Source organism: Acinetobacter sp. B51(2017) (genome assembly GCF_003711395.1).
Classification (GTDB): domain Bacteria; phylum Pseudomonadota; class Gammaproteobacteria; order Pseudomonadales; family Moraxellaceae; genus Acinetobacter.
In genome coordinates this window covers 228,761-246,481 of record NZ_PJRJ01000001.1, presented here as the reverse complement: position 1 = coordinate 246,481, position 17,721 = coordinate 228,761, and the positions used below count along the sequence as shown (strand labels likewise).

Annotated in this window: 12 protein-coding genes; 7 read left to right on the top strand and 5 right to left on the bottom strand. The window is 41.8% G+C overall.

Annotated elements, in window-relative coordinates; genetic code table 11:
* Window positions 1-137: 137 nt before the first annotated feature.
* The 5 genes from CYK47_RS01260 (at window position 138) to CYK47_RS01240 (ending at window position 8,240) form a co-directional block, all read left to right on the top strand.
* Window positions 138-5,573, top strand: coding sequence for a BapA/Bap/LapF family large adhesin (locus tag CYK47_RS01260; RefSeq protein ID WP_164709125.1), 5,436 nt, complete (start codon window positions 138-140; stop codon window positions 5,571-5,573).
* Window positions 5,574-5,645: 72 nt separating this feature from the next.
* The gene (locus CYK47_RS01255) at window positions 5,646-6,014 is read left to right on the top strand and encodes a hypothetical protein (RefSeq protein ID WP_122898126.1); all 369 of its coding nucleotides are present in this window, start codon (window positions 5,646-5,648) and stop codon (window positions 6,012-6,014) included.
* 92 nt (window positions 6,015-6,106) lie between these two features.
* Entirely contained in the window at window positions 6,107-6,703 is a 597-nt protein-coding gene (locus CYK47_RS01250; RefSeq protein WP_502697042.1) for an IMPACT family protein, read from the top strand.
* Window positions 6,696-7,313 carry an acyltransferase gene (locus CYK47_RS01245; protein ID WP_122898122.1) on the top strand — a complete coding sequence of 206 codons (618 nt, stop codon included), beginning with the start codon at window positions 6,696-6,698 and terminating at the stop codon, window positions 7,311-7,313. The genes CYK47_RS01250 and CYK47_RS01245 overlap by 8 nt, the downstream gene beginning before the upstream one ends.
* 84 nt (window positions 7,314-7,397) lie before the next feature.
* On the top strand, window positions 7,398-8,240 hold the full coding sequence (locus CYK47_RS01240; RefSeq protein WP_122898120.1) for a universal stress protein: 843 nt from the start codon (window positions 7,398-7,400) through the stop codon (window positions 8,238-8,240).
* 129 nt (window positions 8,241-8,369) lie between these two features.
* Here CYK47_RS01240 and CYK47_RS01235 read toward each other — a convergent pair whose 3' ends face one another.
* From CYK47_RS01235 to mutS, 4 genes are all read right to left on the bottom strand, one after another.
* Window positions 8,370-9,035: an O-methyltransferase gene (locus CYK47_RS01235; protein ID WP_122898154.1), complete on the bottom strand. Its 666-nt coding sequence runs from the start codon at window positions 9,033-9,035 to the stop codon at window positions 8,370-8,372.
* 118 nt (window positions 9,036-9,153) lie between these two features.
* On the bottom strand, window positions 9,154-9,879 hold the full coding sequence (locus CYK47_RS01230; protein WP_122898118.1) for a D-Ala-D-Ala carboxypeptidase family metallohydrolase: 726 nt from the start codon (window positions 9,877-9,879) through the stop codon (window positions 9,154-9,156).
* Between the two features lie 135 nt (window positions 9,880-10,014).
* Window positions 10,015-10,338: a ferredoxin FdxA gene (fdxA, locus tag CYK47_RS01225; protein WP_122898116.1), complete on the bottom strand. Its 324-nt coding sequence runs from the start codon at window positions 10,336-10,338 to the stop codon at window positions 10,015-10,017.
* Window positions 10,339-10,537: 199 nt separating this feature from the next.
* Window positions 10,538-13,174 (bottom strand): DNA mismatch repair protein MutS, encoded by a 2,637-nt coding sequence (gene mutS, locus CYK47_RS01220; protein ID WP_122898114.1) that lies wholly within the window; start codon window positions 13,172-13,174, stop codon window positions 10,538-10,540.
* A gap of 163 nt (window positions 13,175-13,337) precedes the next feature.
* Between mutS and CYK47_RS01215 the strand changes: the two genes are divergently transcribed.
* Both CYK47_RS01215 and CYK47_RS01210 read left to right on the top strand, forming a co-directional pair.
* Window positions 13,338-15,401 (top strand): McrB family protein, encoded by a 2,064-nt coding sequence (locus CYK47_RS01215; RefSeq protein WP_122898112.1) that lies wholly within the window; start codon window positions 13,338-13,340, stop codon window positions 15,399-15,401.
* Window positions 15,398-16,510, top strand: coding sequence for a 5-methylcytosine restriction system specificity protein McrC (locus CYK47_RS01210; RefSeq protein WP_164709124.1), 1,113 nt, complete (start codon window positions 15,398-15,400; stop codon window positions 16,508-16,510). The genes CYK47_RS01215 and CYK47_RS01210 overlap by 4 nt, the downstream gene beginning before the upstream one ends.
* Here CYK47_RS01210 and CYK47_RS01205 read toward each other — a convergent pair.
* The gene (locus CYK47_RS01205; protein WP_122898109.1) at window positions 16,437-17,645 is read right to left on the bottom strand and encodes a GGDEF domain-containing protein; all 1,209 of its coding nucleotides are present in this window, start codon (window positions 17,643-17,645) and stop codon (window positions 16,437-16,439) included. The two genes, CYK47_RS01210 and CYK47_RS01205, sit on opposite strands and share 74 nt — an antisense overlap.
* Window positions 17,646-17,721: the final 76 nt, after the last annotated feature.

Below are 17,721 nucleotides of genomic sequence, written 5' to 3'. Positions count from 1 at the left end.
TTATTGTAGTTATGTAGATATGTTCTATCTGTACTTTTATTGTTTGAAGCGTGACGGTGTGTGTCGTGTCAGTGGCAGTGGTTCTTGATTGTGATCAGATACTGAACAGGCGCCTTGCTGGCGGTAGGGTCCCGGATGTGGACAGCGATGCTTATTCGGACAGCGATGCTGACGCTGAGATCGACTCCGATTCTGACTCTGACTCTGACTCGGACAGCGACTCGGATTCTGACTCTGATAGCGACTCTGACTCTGACTCAGACAGCGATTCTGATTCTGATTCGGACAGCGACTCGGATTCGGACAGCGACTCGGATTCTGACAGCGATTCTGATATCATGCCAGACGTGATGATTGATGCTGTTGAAGGCGATAACTTAGTGACTGCGGCAGAAATTGCAGATGGCTTTGTCAACGTGAGTGGTTATTTAGTAGACTTACAAGACAATCAAAAAATTGAAAGTCTAAAAGTAACTATCGCAGGGAAAACTGTTGATGCTGTAGTTAATACTGATGGCACATGGACAGCACAAATTCCAGCAGAGACACTTGTACAAGGGCAACAACTGGTTAGCGTCGAATTAATCGTAAGTGATTTAAATGGCTTAAAACCTGTGATCGAGCAAACGCTTAGCTTTGATGTGGATACTCTTGCGCCAAATGCTCAGATCACTATTGATCCTGTGACAGAAGACAACATCCTCAACGCGAAAGAGCTTGAAGCTGAGACCGTAACCATTACAGGTCAAGTGACTGGCTTAGAAGATGGTGAAACAGCACAAAGCATCGAAGTCTTAGTGAATGGTGAAGTGGTTGAAGCGACCGTGACCCCAGAAGGTAAATGGACAGCGACCGTACCAACATCTGATCTGAATGAGGGTACCAACCCGATTGAAGTGAATACAGTTGTTGTTGACCCAGCAGGTAACACTGCAGATGTGACCTTCAATGACAACATTCATGTCGATAAGCAAGCGCCTGAAGCTGCGATCAGCATGGATGATGTGACAGAAGACAACATCCTCAACGCGAAAGAGCTTGAAGCTGAGACCGTAACCATTACAGGTCAAGTGACTGGCTTAGAAGATGGTGAAACAGCACAAAGCATCGAAGTCTTAGTGAATGGTGAAGTGGTTGAAGCGACCGTGACCCCAGAGGGTAAATGGACAGCGACCGTACCAACATCTGATCTGAATGAGGGTACCAACCCGATTGAAGTAAAAGCAGTTGTTGTTGACCCAGCAGGTAACACTGCGGATGTGACTTTTAATGACAACATTAATGTCGATACTCAAATTGCTTCTGCAGATGCACTACATACCATTACCGCAATTGAAGGGAATGACTTTGTTGTTCATGCGGATGAGTTAAGTGATGGTTATTTAAATATCAGTGGTCAAGTTGCCTTAACACAAGGAGATTTGATTTCAGACATTGAGTTGACCTTCAGCATTGCTGGTCAAACTTATACAGTGAAGCTTAATGCGGCTGATGATGACTTGACTGTAAACAGTGATGGTTCTTGGACTGCGAAGATTGCTAACAATTTAGTGGGCTTAGTGGATGGTTCTGCACAGCTCATCGCGACTGCTACCGTATATGATGTTTTAGGTAATACAGCACTAGTGCAGTCAAATACACAAACATTTGATATCTCAGTTGGTCTAGCTTTACCAGATGAGAACGCATTTGATACGACTTTAGAAAAAGATGTATCAGCTCCGATCAAAGTTGAATCATCACAATTCTTGAATCTACTCGCTATTGATGACTCAATGAACGAGGATATTCAGTACGGTACAGTATTCACTATTGGTGATGCTGAAAAGCCAGAGCAAAGCTCAGAATCAATTGGTGCTGTGACGGTATCGTTTAAGAGTGATTCGTTATTAACAGTGGCTAAAGCATACGGTGTCATTGTACAAAAACAAAACCCAGCGACAGGGGCGTGGGAAATCTTTATGTCTGCACCATTAGGTGGTGAAGGTGTAGTGGCATCCCTAGGTACGCAATATGCGCTTGGTGCAATTGATAATGGTACACATACATTAAGCTTCTATGGTTTACCTGAAGGTGAATACCGTATTAGTACTTATGCTGATGAAAGTGCGCTCACCAAGCTATTAACCGATATTGAGCTAGCGAATTTGGGTGCTGAAGGTACCTTACTCGGTTCGCAAAGCCAAGAAGCCTTGCTTGATACAGTATCTAAATTGTTAGGTGCAAATAGTCCGTCAACTCAAGGCTTAATTGACCTACTTGGTGGCGTACTTGGTGCAGTCAATGTGTTAACCAGCCCAGTTTCTGTATTGCTCAATGCATTACTCAACTTACCTGTCATCAATCAAGTGGTTGGTCTTGTTGATAAGCTGGTTGACAGTGTAGTTGCACCATTGGTGTCAAACACTTTGTCTTTACTTGAAAAGATGGAAGTGAATGTTGCACATGAAGAATATTTCTATGCACCAGGTTCTGTAAGTGCCAATGTATTAGAAAATGACTTTGCTGGTGCAGCAGGTTTGAAAGTGACGCATATTAGCAACCAGTTATTAGATGCTTCAAAAAATCAAAATATTGCGGTTGATCCAAGTGTCGAGACAGGCACTCAAATTGTAGGTAAACATGGTGTACTGACGATTTGGGCAAATGGCGAATACACTTATCAACTCAACCCGACAGTTACCCAAGTAGGTAAAACGGATGTATTTAGTTACACCGTAAGCAATGGTGATCAGGTTCAGGAAAATGTGACCTTAACCATTGATATTAATGGCGGGGAACAAAGCAGCATTGAGGCAGTAAATGATGCTGTAGATTTAACCTTGATGGTTGATCCAACCATTTCTGAACAAGCACTGGCAAGTAAGAGTATCGTCAACGTAGCATACGTGGGCTTAGGTAGCGTTTTAGACCTAGGTGCAGTCAAACCTGAAAACCGTTTTGAAGTGAATGTTGCAGCGGATACGAAGCGTGAGATTACCTTTAAGGCACAAACAGGTGGTGTACAACTGCTGGCAGACTTCGATCTATTTATTTATAAATGGAATGCTGAATTTAAGCAATATGAGCTATTTAGCCAAGAAGAAAGCTGGTTTGGTGCGGCACTGCTCGGTGGTGTATCTGATGAGTTAACTTATACCTTAGAAGAAGGTCAATATATTGCTTTATTAGAACCAACTCGTGGTGTCAACGTACTGTTTGGTTATACCTTAGAAACTACACAAGACTTGTTACTTGATTATGCCAACCCAATTTCAGTTGCAGGTCAGGCACAAGGCAATGTGATTACAGACTTGAACTTAGAGGAAGGTTCAGCCGACTACGTTCTAGACACCACGTATGTCATGATGGTCAATGGTCAAGTGGTACAAACTGATCAGTTCTCAGAATTGACTGTAATTGAAGGTAAATACGGTACTTTAACGATCGCTGCCAATGGTGACTACACCTATACCGCCTATAACACCAAAAACTTTAACTATGGTGATGTAGACAGTTTTGAGTACACCATTTTTGATCCAACTTTGGGAACCAGCAGCACTGCAAAACTCAACGTGACTTTGGACTATGTACCACCAAATCAAGACATTGATACTGTTGTTGCAGAATTAACCATTGAACCAGGTGTTACAGAATATCCGAAAGTCAATGTCGATAACCCAATTACCAATGGTGAAAATAAAACCACAGCATTTGGTGTGGCAGGTATTGGCTTAGGTAGTGTGGTTGATGCAAGTGTTATTGGCACTAACAAAGGCCTAAACATTAGCGTGAAGCAAGGTCAAATCGTGGATATGACCTTTAGTGCAACGGGTAGTTCAGTCGTAGGGTTAGGTAATGTATCTGACTTAGTTATCTACAAGAAAAACCCAACTACGGGTCAATATGAAATGTATCATGTGAATGAGAGTTTCTTAATTGTACCGTTGGCTGTATTAGGTATTCCATTGGGTGGTATTCACAATGACCCTGAAACAGTGACCTTTATGGAAGGTGAGTATGTGGCTTACCTGACTACAGGTGGGGTAAGTGTAGCAGGTGGCTCAACCTTAACAGCCGACAGCATGACCGTATATGACTACAACAAAGTCGACAAATACCAAGGTGGTATTAGCGATGAGCTTGGTCTGAGCCCAGAATTTGCAGTAACCACTGTAGACGGCCAAGACATGACACCGCAAGGCGTTACGGTTCAAGGTGACTATGGCACAATTACTGTTTATTCTGACGGCAGCTATACATATGTTGTTGATAATACAGCACTCCCACCAAACTACGGTAAAGTGGATACCTTTAGCTATATCACCAAGAACCTTGTGACGGGTGCAAGCGAAGTTGCCATTTTAAATGTGAAGTTGGGTACTGTAGATGCAAAAGCGGATACTGTAGATGCTGCAGGCAATACGTTGTATACCACAGCTGTGATGATCAATAAGGTCAATGACGAAGCTGTTATATTTGACAAGTCTAGTGACATTACAGCCAATAAAAATGCAATTGGTGCAACTAACTCTAGTGGCGTCAAAATTACAGAAACCTTCAATATTCTAGCAAGTGATACAACTGCGAAGAGTATTGAACTTAGCTTGCAAACTTTAACTGAGATTTCAGGTTATAACGTCAAAGTCACTTACTCGATTATTCGTGTAAAAGATGCATTGGGTAACACCATCAATGAAGTTGTAAAACAAGCGACAGTGACGGGTGAAACCACAGCAATTGCAACGGCAGAGTTACATAATTTGGCTGCAGGTCAGTACCAAGTGGTATTAGAAGTACCAGGTCGTACATGGACACGTCAAAGCTACGGTTATGACATTAAAGTCAAAGAAGCATATGTTGATCAATGGGATACCGATCTAACGGAAAACTATATTGAGCATCAAGTTCAAGGTAACTTCTTAGACAATGATATGTTGATGGAAGACCTACTGGCACAAACTGTGGTTCAGTTTGGTCATAAAGTCTTAAGTCTTGATCCTGCAAAAATTGCGCAAGAAATTGTGGTATTGGGTCAGTACGGTAGTTTAACTGTGCGTGGTGATGGTAGCTATACCTATACACCAAATGGTAAAGGGGGTGGTAAAGACATCTTTGTCTATAACATCGTATCGCCAACGGGTGAGTCAGATACTGCTACTATTGAAATCAATGTGGGCAAAAATGTCATGGGTTCATCAAAGGCAGATATCGTAGAAAGTGGTTCAGCCAATGATATCTTTACGATGGGCGAAGGTAGCGATACCGTCATCTTTGACTTATTGGATCGTAAAGATGCAGTAGGTGGTAACGGCTTAGATGTATGGCAAGACTTTGAAGTGGGCGCAGATGGTGATCAGGTGGATGTTTCGGCATTGCTTGAGCAATACAACTCGACCTTAAATTTAGCCAACTTTATTTCTGTGACTCAGCAAGGTAAAGACACCGTGATTTCGATTGACCGTGACGGTAAACAATTTGAAGCAGACGGCAGTGTGAAGCAAGATCAATTTACTGATACTCAGTTATTAATCCTGAAAGACACAGCAGTCAGTCTAGATGAGTTACTGGCCAACAATCAGATCCTTTACTAAGACCTATGTCAAGGAGGCAGTATTCTGCTTCCTTGCTTAACTTTAACTTTCAAAATAGAGCGAGAATCTCAAATGAAAAATATGTTACTAGGTCTAGGTTTAGCCTGTATCAGTGTTGTGAGCTATGCTGAAGTACCCCAGCAATTACATGGTCGTTATGCCTTAGATTGCCAAATGGAGAAAGCCGCTGAGTTGTCTTATATCGTGGGCGATAAAACCTTAGTGCGTTTAGTTGAAGGTTTAGTCACACCGCATGTGTCTGTACCTAAAGACTTACGCCAAGTACCTGCTGCTTATCAAAAACTGCAAGTACAAAGCTATGGCAAAGATCAAGTGAGCTTTTATGCATTTCAACAGCAGCATTATGCTTTTGTTGAATCAAAACGTTTCTTTAGCTTTTTAAGACCCGACAACAAAGTGTTATTACAACAATGTTTATAAAGTTATAAGCGTTGTGAAAAAAAGCGATTTTCTAAGGAAAGTCGCTTTTTTTTGGTTAAAATAGCCGATAAAGATGCTTTAAGATCCGTATTATGTTTACTTTAGCCGCGTCAGTACGCTATGAAGAAGAGATTAAAAAAAGTCGTTTTGAAGCGATTGCTGTACCTGTCGAAAATGAGCAGGATGTGAAAGCGTTTTTAGACGCGGTCAAAGATCCAAGTACCACGCATCAATGCTGGGCATGGAAAATAGGCGTGAATGTGCGTTTTAATGATGATGGTGAACCTTCTGGCACCGCAGGTCGTCCAATTTTAGCCACGATTGAGGGCAATGATTTAACCAATGTCTTGGTGTTGGTGAATCGTTGGTATGGGGGCATAAAACTTGGCACAGGTGGCTTGGTTCGTGCTTATGGGGGCTCGGCAGGGCAATGTTTGCTACAAGCAGAAAAAATTGAGCTGATTGAAAAAAAGCAGATTGAGTTTGCTTGCCAATTTAATGAATGGGCAATTTTGCAATATGAGCTGAAACAACAGCAGATTGAATATCAAGAAGATTACACAGCAACTGGGGTACAGATTAATGCACGTCTACAAGTGCATCAAATTGAGCCGTTAAAAATCAAACTGCAAGATGTTACGCGTGGTCGCGAAGCCATCAAAATCATTGAGGATGCGACAGATGACTGAATTGGATCCTTTACTGAAATACCGTGAGCAACATAAACAGCGCCTGAATTATATGCCATGGTTATATTATTCCTTAAAGCCTAAACATCGTGCTTGGGCTGAAGCGTGGCAGCAAGAATACCAAGACTATTTAATGCAAATGGAAACGGTGCAGATTGGTAAAAACTGTTTTATCTCACCGCTCGCACATATTTTTGCTGAACGTGGTCGTGACATTGTGATTGGTGACAATACTTTTATTGCCGCAGATTGTACTTTGCATGGACCATTAGAGATTGGCAATGAAGTCGCCATTAATCATCACTGTATTTTAGATGGTGGTCGGGTTGGAATTAAGCTGCATGACCAAGTACGTATTGCTGCTTATTGTCATTTGTATGCCTTTGATCATGGCATGGACTTAGATATGCCGATTTATCAGCAAGCAGTACGCTCACAAGGCATTGAAATTGGTCGCGATGTTTGGCTTGGGGCACATGTCGGCATTAAAGATGGCGTAAAAATTGCTGATCAAGCGATTGTGGGCATGAACAGTATGGTCACCAAAGATATTGGTGCGCGTGAAATTGTGGCAGGCAACCCAGCACGTTTGCTTCGTTATCGTGAATAAAGTGCCACAGCCAAATAAAATATGCTAAGTTAAGGACAATAACCATAAAACACCCGCCACAAAAACATGCGAAGAGAGGCGAATATGAAACGAGTTATTGCTTGTATTGATTCATCACCCTGCATCAATGCCTTAGCTGATGCTGCAGCTTGGGTTGCCAAGCAAACGGGTCGTGAACTGGTCTTATTACAAGTTCTTGATTATTACCCCGCCAGTTATCATTTAGGTGAAATTAGTGGCGTCATTGGCTTTGAAAGCAATGCCATGTTACTCAAAGAGTTGGCGGAGCTTGAAGAAAAGCAAAGCGAATTGGCACTCAGTTATAGCAATAATTTACTGAAGCATATTTCTGATTTAATTGCGTTTAAACATGGGATTAAAACCACGCATATTCAAGAAAAAGGAGATTTCTTAGAGCAAAGCTTTAACGTGCTGCGCGAAGATGATTTCGTTTTAATTGGACGCGTGGGTGAACGTGCTGCAGAAAAAAATAAAATCTTAGGTGGCAATGTCGAAAACTTTATTCGTGGCGCACGTTGTGCGGTGATGACAGTGGGCGAAACTTTTAAGCCACCCACACGCTTTATTTTTGCTTATGAATATTCGCCAACCTGTTTACAAATGATGAAGCGCGTGGCAGAGAGTGATCTACTACGCACCTTACAATGTCATTTACTCTATGTCGGAGATCATCCTGAGATATTAACTGAACCAAGTAATTATTTACGCGAAAAAGGCTTAGATGTGGTGGTGGAATATCGTTATGGCGATGTTTCGGAAAATATTTTAGCTTATCAACAACAACATGGCATTCAACTGATTTTACTGGGGGCTTTTAGTCACAGTAAAATTCATCAATTTTTCTTAGGTAGTATTACCACCAGTATTTTTAGAAATAGTAAAGTCCCATTGCTCGTGGTGAAATAAACTGCTATAACTTAAAATTAGGGAAAAATATATCCCAAAGTTATCCGCATTAATTGTGGATAACTTCGTGGATAATATTATTAAGCTAATGAAAAATATAATAAAAAAGTAAAAGGTTAATTTTTAATCTTATTTGACAATAGCTAAAGCAAAACCGTCATGGCCTTTAGAGCCAACTGTTTGTAGCGCCGTGCAAGACAGGATTTTAGGATGATTTTGCATCAAGCTAAACATATCCCGTAAGCCTTCAATACTTGGTTTTTTATTATTTTCATCTAATAAAGCACCGGCACGAATCACGTTATCTAAGAAAATCACGGTACCTGAATGTGAGCGCGCGAGGCATAGCTCTAAATATTCAGGATAACTTTGTTTGTCGGCATCAATAAAGATAAAGTCAAAGGCTTCGGTGTCTTCAGGCAGTGCACGTAAAATATCGGCTGCGCGACCGCATTTGAGTTCAACTGTAGGTTTTAAGTTGGCACGATCAATGTTTTCTTGACCCATTGCGGCATGCGTATCACGACCTTCCATGGTTAAGATGTAACCATCTTCAGGTAATGCGCGTGCTAACCAAACTGTGCTATACGCTGCAAAGGTCCCCAATTCTAACACGCGTTTGCAGTTGTTCATTTGAATGAGCATTTGCAATAACATGCCTTGATTGGCTGCCACAGCTAAGTGATCTGGAAAACCATGTGCCGCAGTATTTTCTAGGGTTTGGGTTAAAATAGGATCTTCAGGAATTAAATGTGATTCGATATATTGGTCGAGTTCGGTCCACATTTGTTGCATAGTCAGGGTCATCTTACAAATAATGCATGCATTTTAAACTTTTCCCTCTAGAGTGCAATTTTTAACAAGATATTTGCCTAAATCTTAGTCAATAAAAAAGAGGTCCGTAGACCTCTATTTAAAAATCACTATTGTAATTACACATCGAACTACGTCGGCTTAAATCTGGCCCCCACGTGCGGAAACCTTGGGTATCAATATGAATTTGCCCAGAAGCATATAGACCTAAGCCCATGTTAAAACTTTGACCATGTTGGCTCCAGAACTGGCATAGCTTAAATTTAGTCGCTTCAATAAAGGCATAATCTTCGGCGCGTGGATATTGTGGACCAATTCTAAAATCGATAGCAGAGTTAAATAAATGCCGTGATGAGTTGGCCCCACCTGCACATTTATTTAAGGGTAAATCACGGTACACCGAAGTGACTTCAAAATCGGTTAAGACTTTAGCGGCAACTAAGTATTTAAACACACGTAAGGTTGGAATTTGGTTATTCCACAATTCACGCGTAGGCACCATATATTCTGAACGGCCACATTTTTGCCAATCGCGCGCAGTACGTAACAGTTCATGCATCGGAATAATATTGCCGACCTGATTGCGCTGTAAAAATTGATCATAATCACGCGCTAAGCCGAGGTTATAGCTGACACTACTCCAATGATGATAGGAGTTTGGAATCACTTTAGGGGGGATAGGACGCTCGATAATAATTTTTTCGCGCGGAATATAAATGCGTTTTCCATCAGCAGTAGTCATGCCTTTTTGAGGACTAGAACTACAGCCAATAACAACAAAAGGCACAATAGCGACCGCCAGTGCAGCCTTAATCAAATGCTTCATTCGGCTATTTTAATGATCATGAGTGTGGGCTTAAGTGTAATGCAAATTAAAGTGTAACAGCGCAAGTAATTGCAATGAAATGTGTAGTTTGCGTATAAAAAAAGACCAGATTAACTGGTCTTTTTTACACAATACTTATTTTTCTAAATATTGTAATTTATCGGTTTTACCGTTCCATTCTTCACGGTCTTCTGGTTGATCACCAATTTGCGTGATATTTGGCCAAGTTTGTGATAATTCAGCATTTAGCTCAATAAACACTTCTTGACCTTCTGGCAACTCATCTTCAGAGAAAATGGCATTGGCAGGGCATTCTGGTTCACACAATGCGCAGTCGATACATTCGTCTGGGTTAATAACCAAGAAGTTTGGACCTTCGTAGAAACAGTCAACAGGACAAACTTCAACGCAGTCTTGATATTTACATTTAATACAGTTTTCAGTGACAACAAAGGTCATGGCGACAGCTACCTAAAATATGCTTCGAATAACTAAGCTGTATTTTAGGCAAAAAAGCCCTGAACTAACAATTCCTTTTATTGATATTTGTTATATATACGACTGCTTAGATCAATAAAAGCAAAAAACTGCTGAAAAAAACCACAAAAAAGGCCATCTAGAGATGACCTTTTGTAAAATGCTTGAATTTAAATGAGAATTACTCTGATTTAAGTAGGGCTTTTAAAGCATACAGTTGCTCAAGCGCTTGGCGTGGCGTTAAATCATCCACCTCAATTTGGCTTAACGCAGCGAGTGTTGCCGATGGTTTTACGACCTCAACCACACGTTCCACTTCACGCTCAATTACTTGAGTGCTGCTAAACAAGTCCGCTTGTGGCAATACGGTACGATGCTTTTGCTGCTGTTTTTCCAGTAAGCCCAAACGCTTTTGTGCATCAATGATTACATGCTGTGGAATACCGGCCAGCTTCGCCACCTGTAAACCATGACTTTGACTGGCAGGCCCGTGCTGGACTTTATGTAATAAAATCAAGTTGCCATTCAGCTCTTTGGCAGTCACATGATAATTATCAATGCCAGATTCTTGCCCTAATTCTGTTAACTCAAAATAATGCGTGGCAAATAAGCATAAACATTGAATACGTTTAGTAAGATCTAACACACACGCCCACGCTAGCGATAAACCATCATAGGTACTGGTGCCGCGACCTACTTCATCCATCAACACTAAAGATTGGTTGGTGGCATGATGCAAAATTTGCGAAGTTTCGGTCATTTCCACCATAAAGGTAGATTTACCGGTTGATAAATCATCGGCTGAACCAATACGGGTAAAGATACGGTCAATCGGGCCTAAAGTTGCTGCTTGTGCCGGTACATAACAGCCGCAATAGGCGAGCAGTGCAATTAATGCCGTTTGTCGCATAAAGGTCGATTTACCGCCCATATTCGGGCCAGTAATAATGGCCATACGATGTTGCTCATCAAGACTGGTATTGTTTGGGGTAAATGCGGCTTTGCTTAGGGCTTCGACCACAGGATGACGACCGGCAATAATATTTACCCCAACTTCTGGGGAAAATTCAGGACGAGACCAATTGCGTAAACGCGCTTGATGGGCGAAGTTACTGATTAAATCGAGCTGTGCGATGGCGCTGCTCATTATTTGTAAATTGCCGATATCAGCACGTAAATTTTCTAGCAAGGCTTCAAACAACATTTTTTCACGGGCTAGGGCGCGTGATTCACTCGATAAAACTTTATCTTCAAAGGCTTTTAACTCAGGCGTGATATAACGTTCAGCATTTTTAAGGGTTTGACGGCGAATATAATGTTCGGGTGCTTGTTCGGCTTGGGCACGGGTCAATTCAATATAATAGCCACTGACGCGGTTATAACCGATCTTGAGGGTATTAATGCCCGTGTTTTGGCGCTCTTGAATTTCAAGGTTAATTAAGAATTGTCCAGCATGATCGCGAATTTGGCGTAGTTCATCGAGTTCTGCATCAAAGCCTTCGGCAATTACATTACCGTCACGCAGTAATACTGGCGGATTTTCAACGATGGCAGCCATTAAATGTTGATGCAAACCATTAAAATCACCCAATTCCTGATTGAGCTGTGCAATCAGATCAGAACGCTGACTTAAACTTAAAATGCTTTGACGTAATTCTGGAATTTGTGCACAGGCTTGACGCAGTTGTACCAAATCACGCGGACGTGCTGTACCTAAAGCGACACGGCTTAACACACGTTCAATGTCGCCAATGTCTTTGAGCAGCAAACGCATTGGCGCTTCAAAATAACCATCGACACAGGCTTGGATCGCGTCTAAACGTGCGTCTAAGATTTTGGTATCACGCATCGGTTGCATCAATGTACGATGTAATAAACGCGCGCCCATGGCTGTTTGGCAGTCATTGACCAAATCAAACAGAGACGTGCCATGCTCAAATAAAGGCTCAACCAATTCTAAATTGCGCCGTGTGACTGGATCTAAGGCAATAAAATCAGAACTTTGTTCCAATTGAATACTGCGAATATGCGGTAGCGCGGTTTTTTGGGTGTCTTTGGCATAATAAATTAAGGCTGCCGCTGCCGCTTTGGCCAGTGGTAAATGGTCAATGCCAAAGCCAGAGAGCGTACTTACCGCAAACTGATCACATAAGGTTTTTTGCGCATTATTTAAATTAAAATCCACATTGGGGCGCTTAGAGATTGGACATTCCAACTGTTTTTTTAAGCTTTCTAGTAACTCAAGATCAGCAAAGTCTTCATCTACGACAATTTCACTTGGCATTAAACGCGCCAATTCAATCGCTAAATGTTCAGGCTTAAACTCAAGCTGTTGAACTTTAAAAATACCGGCACTTAAATCAAGTAGGGCAATACCCACTTGTTTTTGTTGTAAACATAGCGCGACTAAGTTAGAGGATTGATGGCTATTGAGCAGTGCATCATCGGTTAAGGTGCCGGGGGTTAAAATACGCACCACTTGACGATCGACAGGGCCTTTGCCTGTGACTTCACCGACTTGCTCACAAATCGCCACCGTCACGCCTTTTTTAACTAAGCGTGCTAAATAACCTTCTGCTGAATGATAGGGCACGCCTGCCATAGGAATGGGATCGCCATTGACCTTACCACGATGAGTTAAGGTAATGCCTAACAGTTTGGCGGCTCGTTGTGCATCTTCAAAAAATAGCTCATAAAAGTCGCCCATGCGATAAAACAGCAACGAATCTTGGTGTTGCAGTTTGACCTTAAAATATTGCTGCATCATCGGGGTAAGGGTAGATAAATTGGCAATTGCTGCTGCGCTGGAGCTACTCATAGATCAAAAAGCCTTATTCATAAAAGGTCATAACAGAATGGCCTAGTTTAGCAAAAATTAAAAACTGCGGAAAATGAATACTGCTGGGGCTAGTGTGACTGATTTATAACGAAGGCAATAGCAAAAATCGTTATACTAGAGTGCTCTCGATAGGTGGATTTTTATGACCCAGCAGATGCTTTGGCTGATTGACATCGCTTTAATTGCACAAGATACAGCGCTATTTAGCCCGCCCTTGGCTGTTTTACAACAGATGCAGATTGGAGATAGCATTGCGATCAAACATCTGCCCACTACGTCTAAGTCTAGCAGCATACCTGAGCTTCACATTCAGGCTCGCGGTCATATTCAAAACAAAACACAACAGCAGATTTGTATTGTATGGCAAGAAAATTTTGCCCCTAAAACATGGCAGTATTTTGTGCATCAAGCTAAGATCTGGGCGGTACCAGCCACGCATTGGATGAATCAAGCCTTAATTGACTTTGTTGTGCATGATCGTGCGCAAGAGACAGCCACATTTTTACAGTCTGCCTATTGGCAACAGCCCAAGCTTGATTTGCGCTTTGCTTGGACCGAATTTTATCAAGCCTTGGCCAAGGCTTTATTGGCATATCAACAGCAGCGCCAGCCCTTAGTGAACTTTGTGCTGCAGTTGGCACAGCGCTATCAACTGAATTATTTATTGGCTAAAGATTTAAGCGATATTTGTCCATTTACCGTATTGGGCATGTTTAATCGTGGTATGAATAGCCAAAAACGCCATGCCATTGCCCAAGATCTTGCCGACTTTTTAAAAATTAACTTAGCTGCACCGCAAAACTTTGATGGCATTCCAATTTTAAATAATCAAAGTTCGTGTTTCTTTGCTGTCAATCAGCGCAATTATGTGCCTGCCGTGCAACAACTATGGCAATTTTTTGCTACTGCACTTAGCTATGCCGAGCAGCCAACAGATGAACATGCTCAACAATTTATGCAACACTATGATCAAGTCAGCCAACAACATGCTGTAGGTTGGAATCTGAGTATGGGCTTATTTTGGTTAGCTCCTGAAAGTTTTGTCAGCTTAGACAGTCAGTCGCAGCAATATATTCAAGAAGATTTGCAATTTTCTATCGCCAAACAAGGCGCCAAAGGTCGCTGTTGTGGTCAGAATTATTTAGATTTATTGTTCGAGTTACAGCATCATTTTCAAACCCCTTACAGTTTGCCGCGTAACTTCCCAGAATTGGCTTTATATGCTTGGGAACAATTAGGCGGCTTAAAAAGTTTGGCCAATGATAATGATCAAGACTTAAGCGATGTGGAGATGGCTTTGCAAGATGTACCTGTGGCCAGTTATGGGCTGCAACAAATTATCGATGACGGTTGTTTTTTAAGTCTAGACACGTTGCAACAATTACAACAGCGCGTTTTAAATAAAAAGAACCTAGTGTTACAAGGCGCAAGTGGTACAGGTAAAACGTGGTTAGCCAAACGATTAGCCTATACGGTGGTTGGACATCAAGCCGCAGGGCATGTTTGTGTGATGCAATTTCATGCCAATACCAGTTATGAAGATTTTATTCGGGGTTGGCGGCCAGTGCCCAATGCCCAAGGGCAGACCCAGTTGCAACTGGTCGATGGCCCTTTCTTACAACTGATTCAAAAAGCACAACAGTTTCCCAATGACCGTTTTGTCATGGTGATTGAAGAGATGAATCGCGGTCAAACTGCGCAAATCTTTGGTGAGATGCTGACCTTATTAGAAAGCTCCAAGCGTCATCCGCGAGAGGCTTTAAGCCTGACCTATGCCAAAGCAGATGAAAAAGTGTATATCCCAGATAATCTGTATGTAATTGCCAGCATGAACAGTGCGGACCGTAGTCTAGCACCTTTAGATGTGGCGTTAAGACGCCGCTTTGCCTTTGCAACGCTTAGCCCAAGCTTTAATGATGCATGGTTTGACTATAGTGCAGCCTATGGCTTAAGCCTGACTTTGCTTCAACATATTCAAAGCAGCATACAGCAATTAAACCAAGAGATCGCCGAACATCCGTATTTAGGCAAAGCCTTAATGATTGGGCAAAGCTATTTTACTCCGCGTCATCAGATACAGGAGCCATATAGCTGGTATCAAGATATTATCGAAAGTGAGATTTTACCTTTGCTAGAGCACTACTACAGCGATGACACCGCTCAGTTTGAGGCATGGCAAATGCGACTTTTAGATGTGCCACGATGAATTGCTATGCTGGTATTCCTATTGCCAATATTTGGCTGTTGATGTTATATGCCTCGGATTTGAATTTGAGTCATACCCGCCAAGCCGTCGCCATTTTAGATAACCCAACCTCGACATCGCCCTTAGTCGCGTGGTTTGTTGACTTGCTTGAACACTATTTACAGGCGCCGCAACATGCGTATCTGCCGCAGCATCAAGCCTTGAGCCATATTCGTGGTAAGGTCGACTTAGGCCAGAGCTATTTGCGCCAAAGTATGCAACAGGGCAAGGTGTATTGCCATTATGCAGACTTAGGTTTTAATCATCAGCAACATCAATATCTGAGTTGGGCACTACACAGCATGCTCAAAGATCGCCATGAAAAGGCCTTGACGATGCGATTATTACGCTGTCAACGTCAGTTACACCAGCTAGGGGTGACGTTGCCAGTGAGGGCGCCAGATGCTGTATTGCAGTTGAGTATACTGGGTGTAGAGCAGCCGCAATTGCAGCAAATTTTAGTGCTGGCGAAATTGCTACTTGAGCGCAAGATGCCCTCGACCACAGCAGGCCGGCAGCGCTTACAACAACCCAAGAAGGATGATGTACATTGGTTGCGTCGCTTGTTTGAAAAAGCGATGGCAGGATTTTATAAAAAATACTTACCTAAGACTTGGCAAATCTGGTATGGGGCAGTGCTGAAATGGCCATCTGATGCTCAGCATGAGGCATTACCACAAATGAAAAGTGACTTAATTTTGCAGCATCAGGATGGGCGCTGTATTTTAATGGACACTAAATTTACCCAAATTTTGCAGCGCGGCTATTATAAAAATGCTGAATTATTTAAAAGTCAGCATATTTATCAGTTATATACTTATTTGCGTTCCCAAGAATATGTGGGTAGTCGTTTTCAATTTACGCAAGGTATTTTGTTATATCCGAGTGTAGGGGCGGTGATTCAAGCAGATGTGCAAATACAGCATTATCCAATTGGATTTTACAGCGTTGATTTGAGCCAAAGCGCTCGCCAAATTGAACAACAATTACTCGGCTTTATAAACGCAGTAACGCATACTGATTGCGACCATACTTCTTCGCCTGATATAAAGCTTGATCGGCTTGCATAATTAAATCTGACAATTGATGATGACGCTGTGGAATGGTACTAATCACGCCAATACTGACGGTAATATTGTCACTAATTAAACTATTGGGGTGAGGTAGTGCTAAGTCATTGACACATTGTAATAGCTTGTCCGCAACTTTTTGTGCTTGTTGGGCATCAGTCATGGGAAAAATGAGCATAAATTCTTCACCTCCATAACGTGCTGCTAATTCATTACCGCGTGAGGTGATTTGTTTGAGCACTGTCGCAATTGCCTTTAAGCAGTTATCTCCTGCTACATGACCAAAGCTGTCGTTATAATGTTTAAAATAATCAATATCGATCATCATCACAGTCAAAGATTGTTGATAGCGTAAGGCGTTAAACCATTCTCGCGTCAGCACTTCTTCTAAATAACGTCGATTCGCCAGATCAGTTAAAGCATCTTGACGTGACAAAGACTCTAATAGTTCTGCTTGCTGACTTAATTTTTTTTGATTGAGTTCGATAATACAGTTTTGTAAATAGTTTTCACGATGCTGGCGGTCAATCGCGTAGGCCAAAGCCATGCCTAAAAAACTACTGAAGGTATAGGTGCGGTTAAACAATACCCAGTCAATGTTATAGTCGAGCAATAAACTGACCAACATCGCTAATAAACCACCAGACCAACCTGCAATAAAAGCGGTATAAAAACGTAAGCCAACAAAACCATAAATAATCACCACCGCATACATCATGGCCACATGAAATAACGCATTACTTTGTACAGGACCAATGACGGTAATCATTAAAAAAGTCAGTGCCACCGCCATCATAGAGCCAATACCGACATAGATATCAAACCAGTGGCTCAACTTTTTAATAAATGACAATACCCAAGCGATAAAAATAATAATACCGACCCATGTGTAGTAATACATCCAAGTAATACCCACTTCATGGCCAAGACTAATTTTATAAATACCAAAGGTTAAAAAACCATATAAGGCCAAAATAATGGGGGCACGGTAGCGAAACTCGCGTGCAGCTTCGCGGCAATAATGACGACGATATAATGCCTCTATATGCCAAGGAAAATGCACCAAATTTAAGCCATGCTGAATCAACTTCTGAATTTGGTGATAAGTAAACTGAGTTGAGCCCGGTAATTTCATAACCCAAACTCAAAATTAGAAAAATTAAGCAGCATATCCATGATTGTTATTGGTCTAAAAAGGCAATGAAAGATGC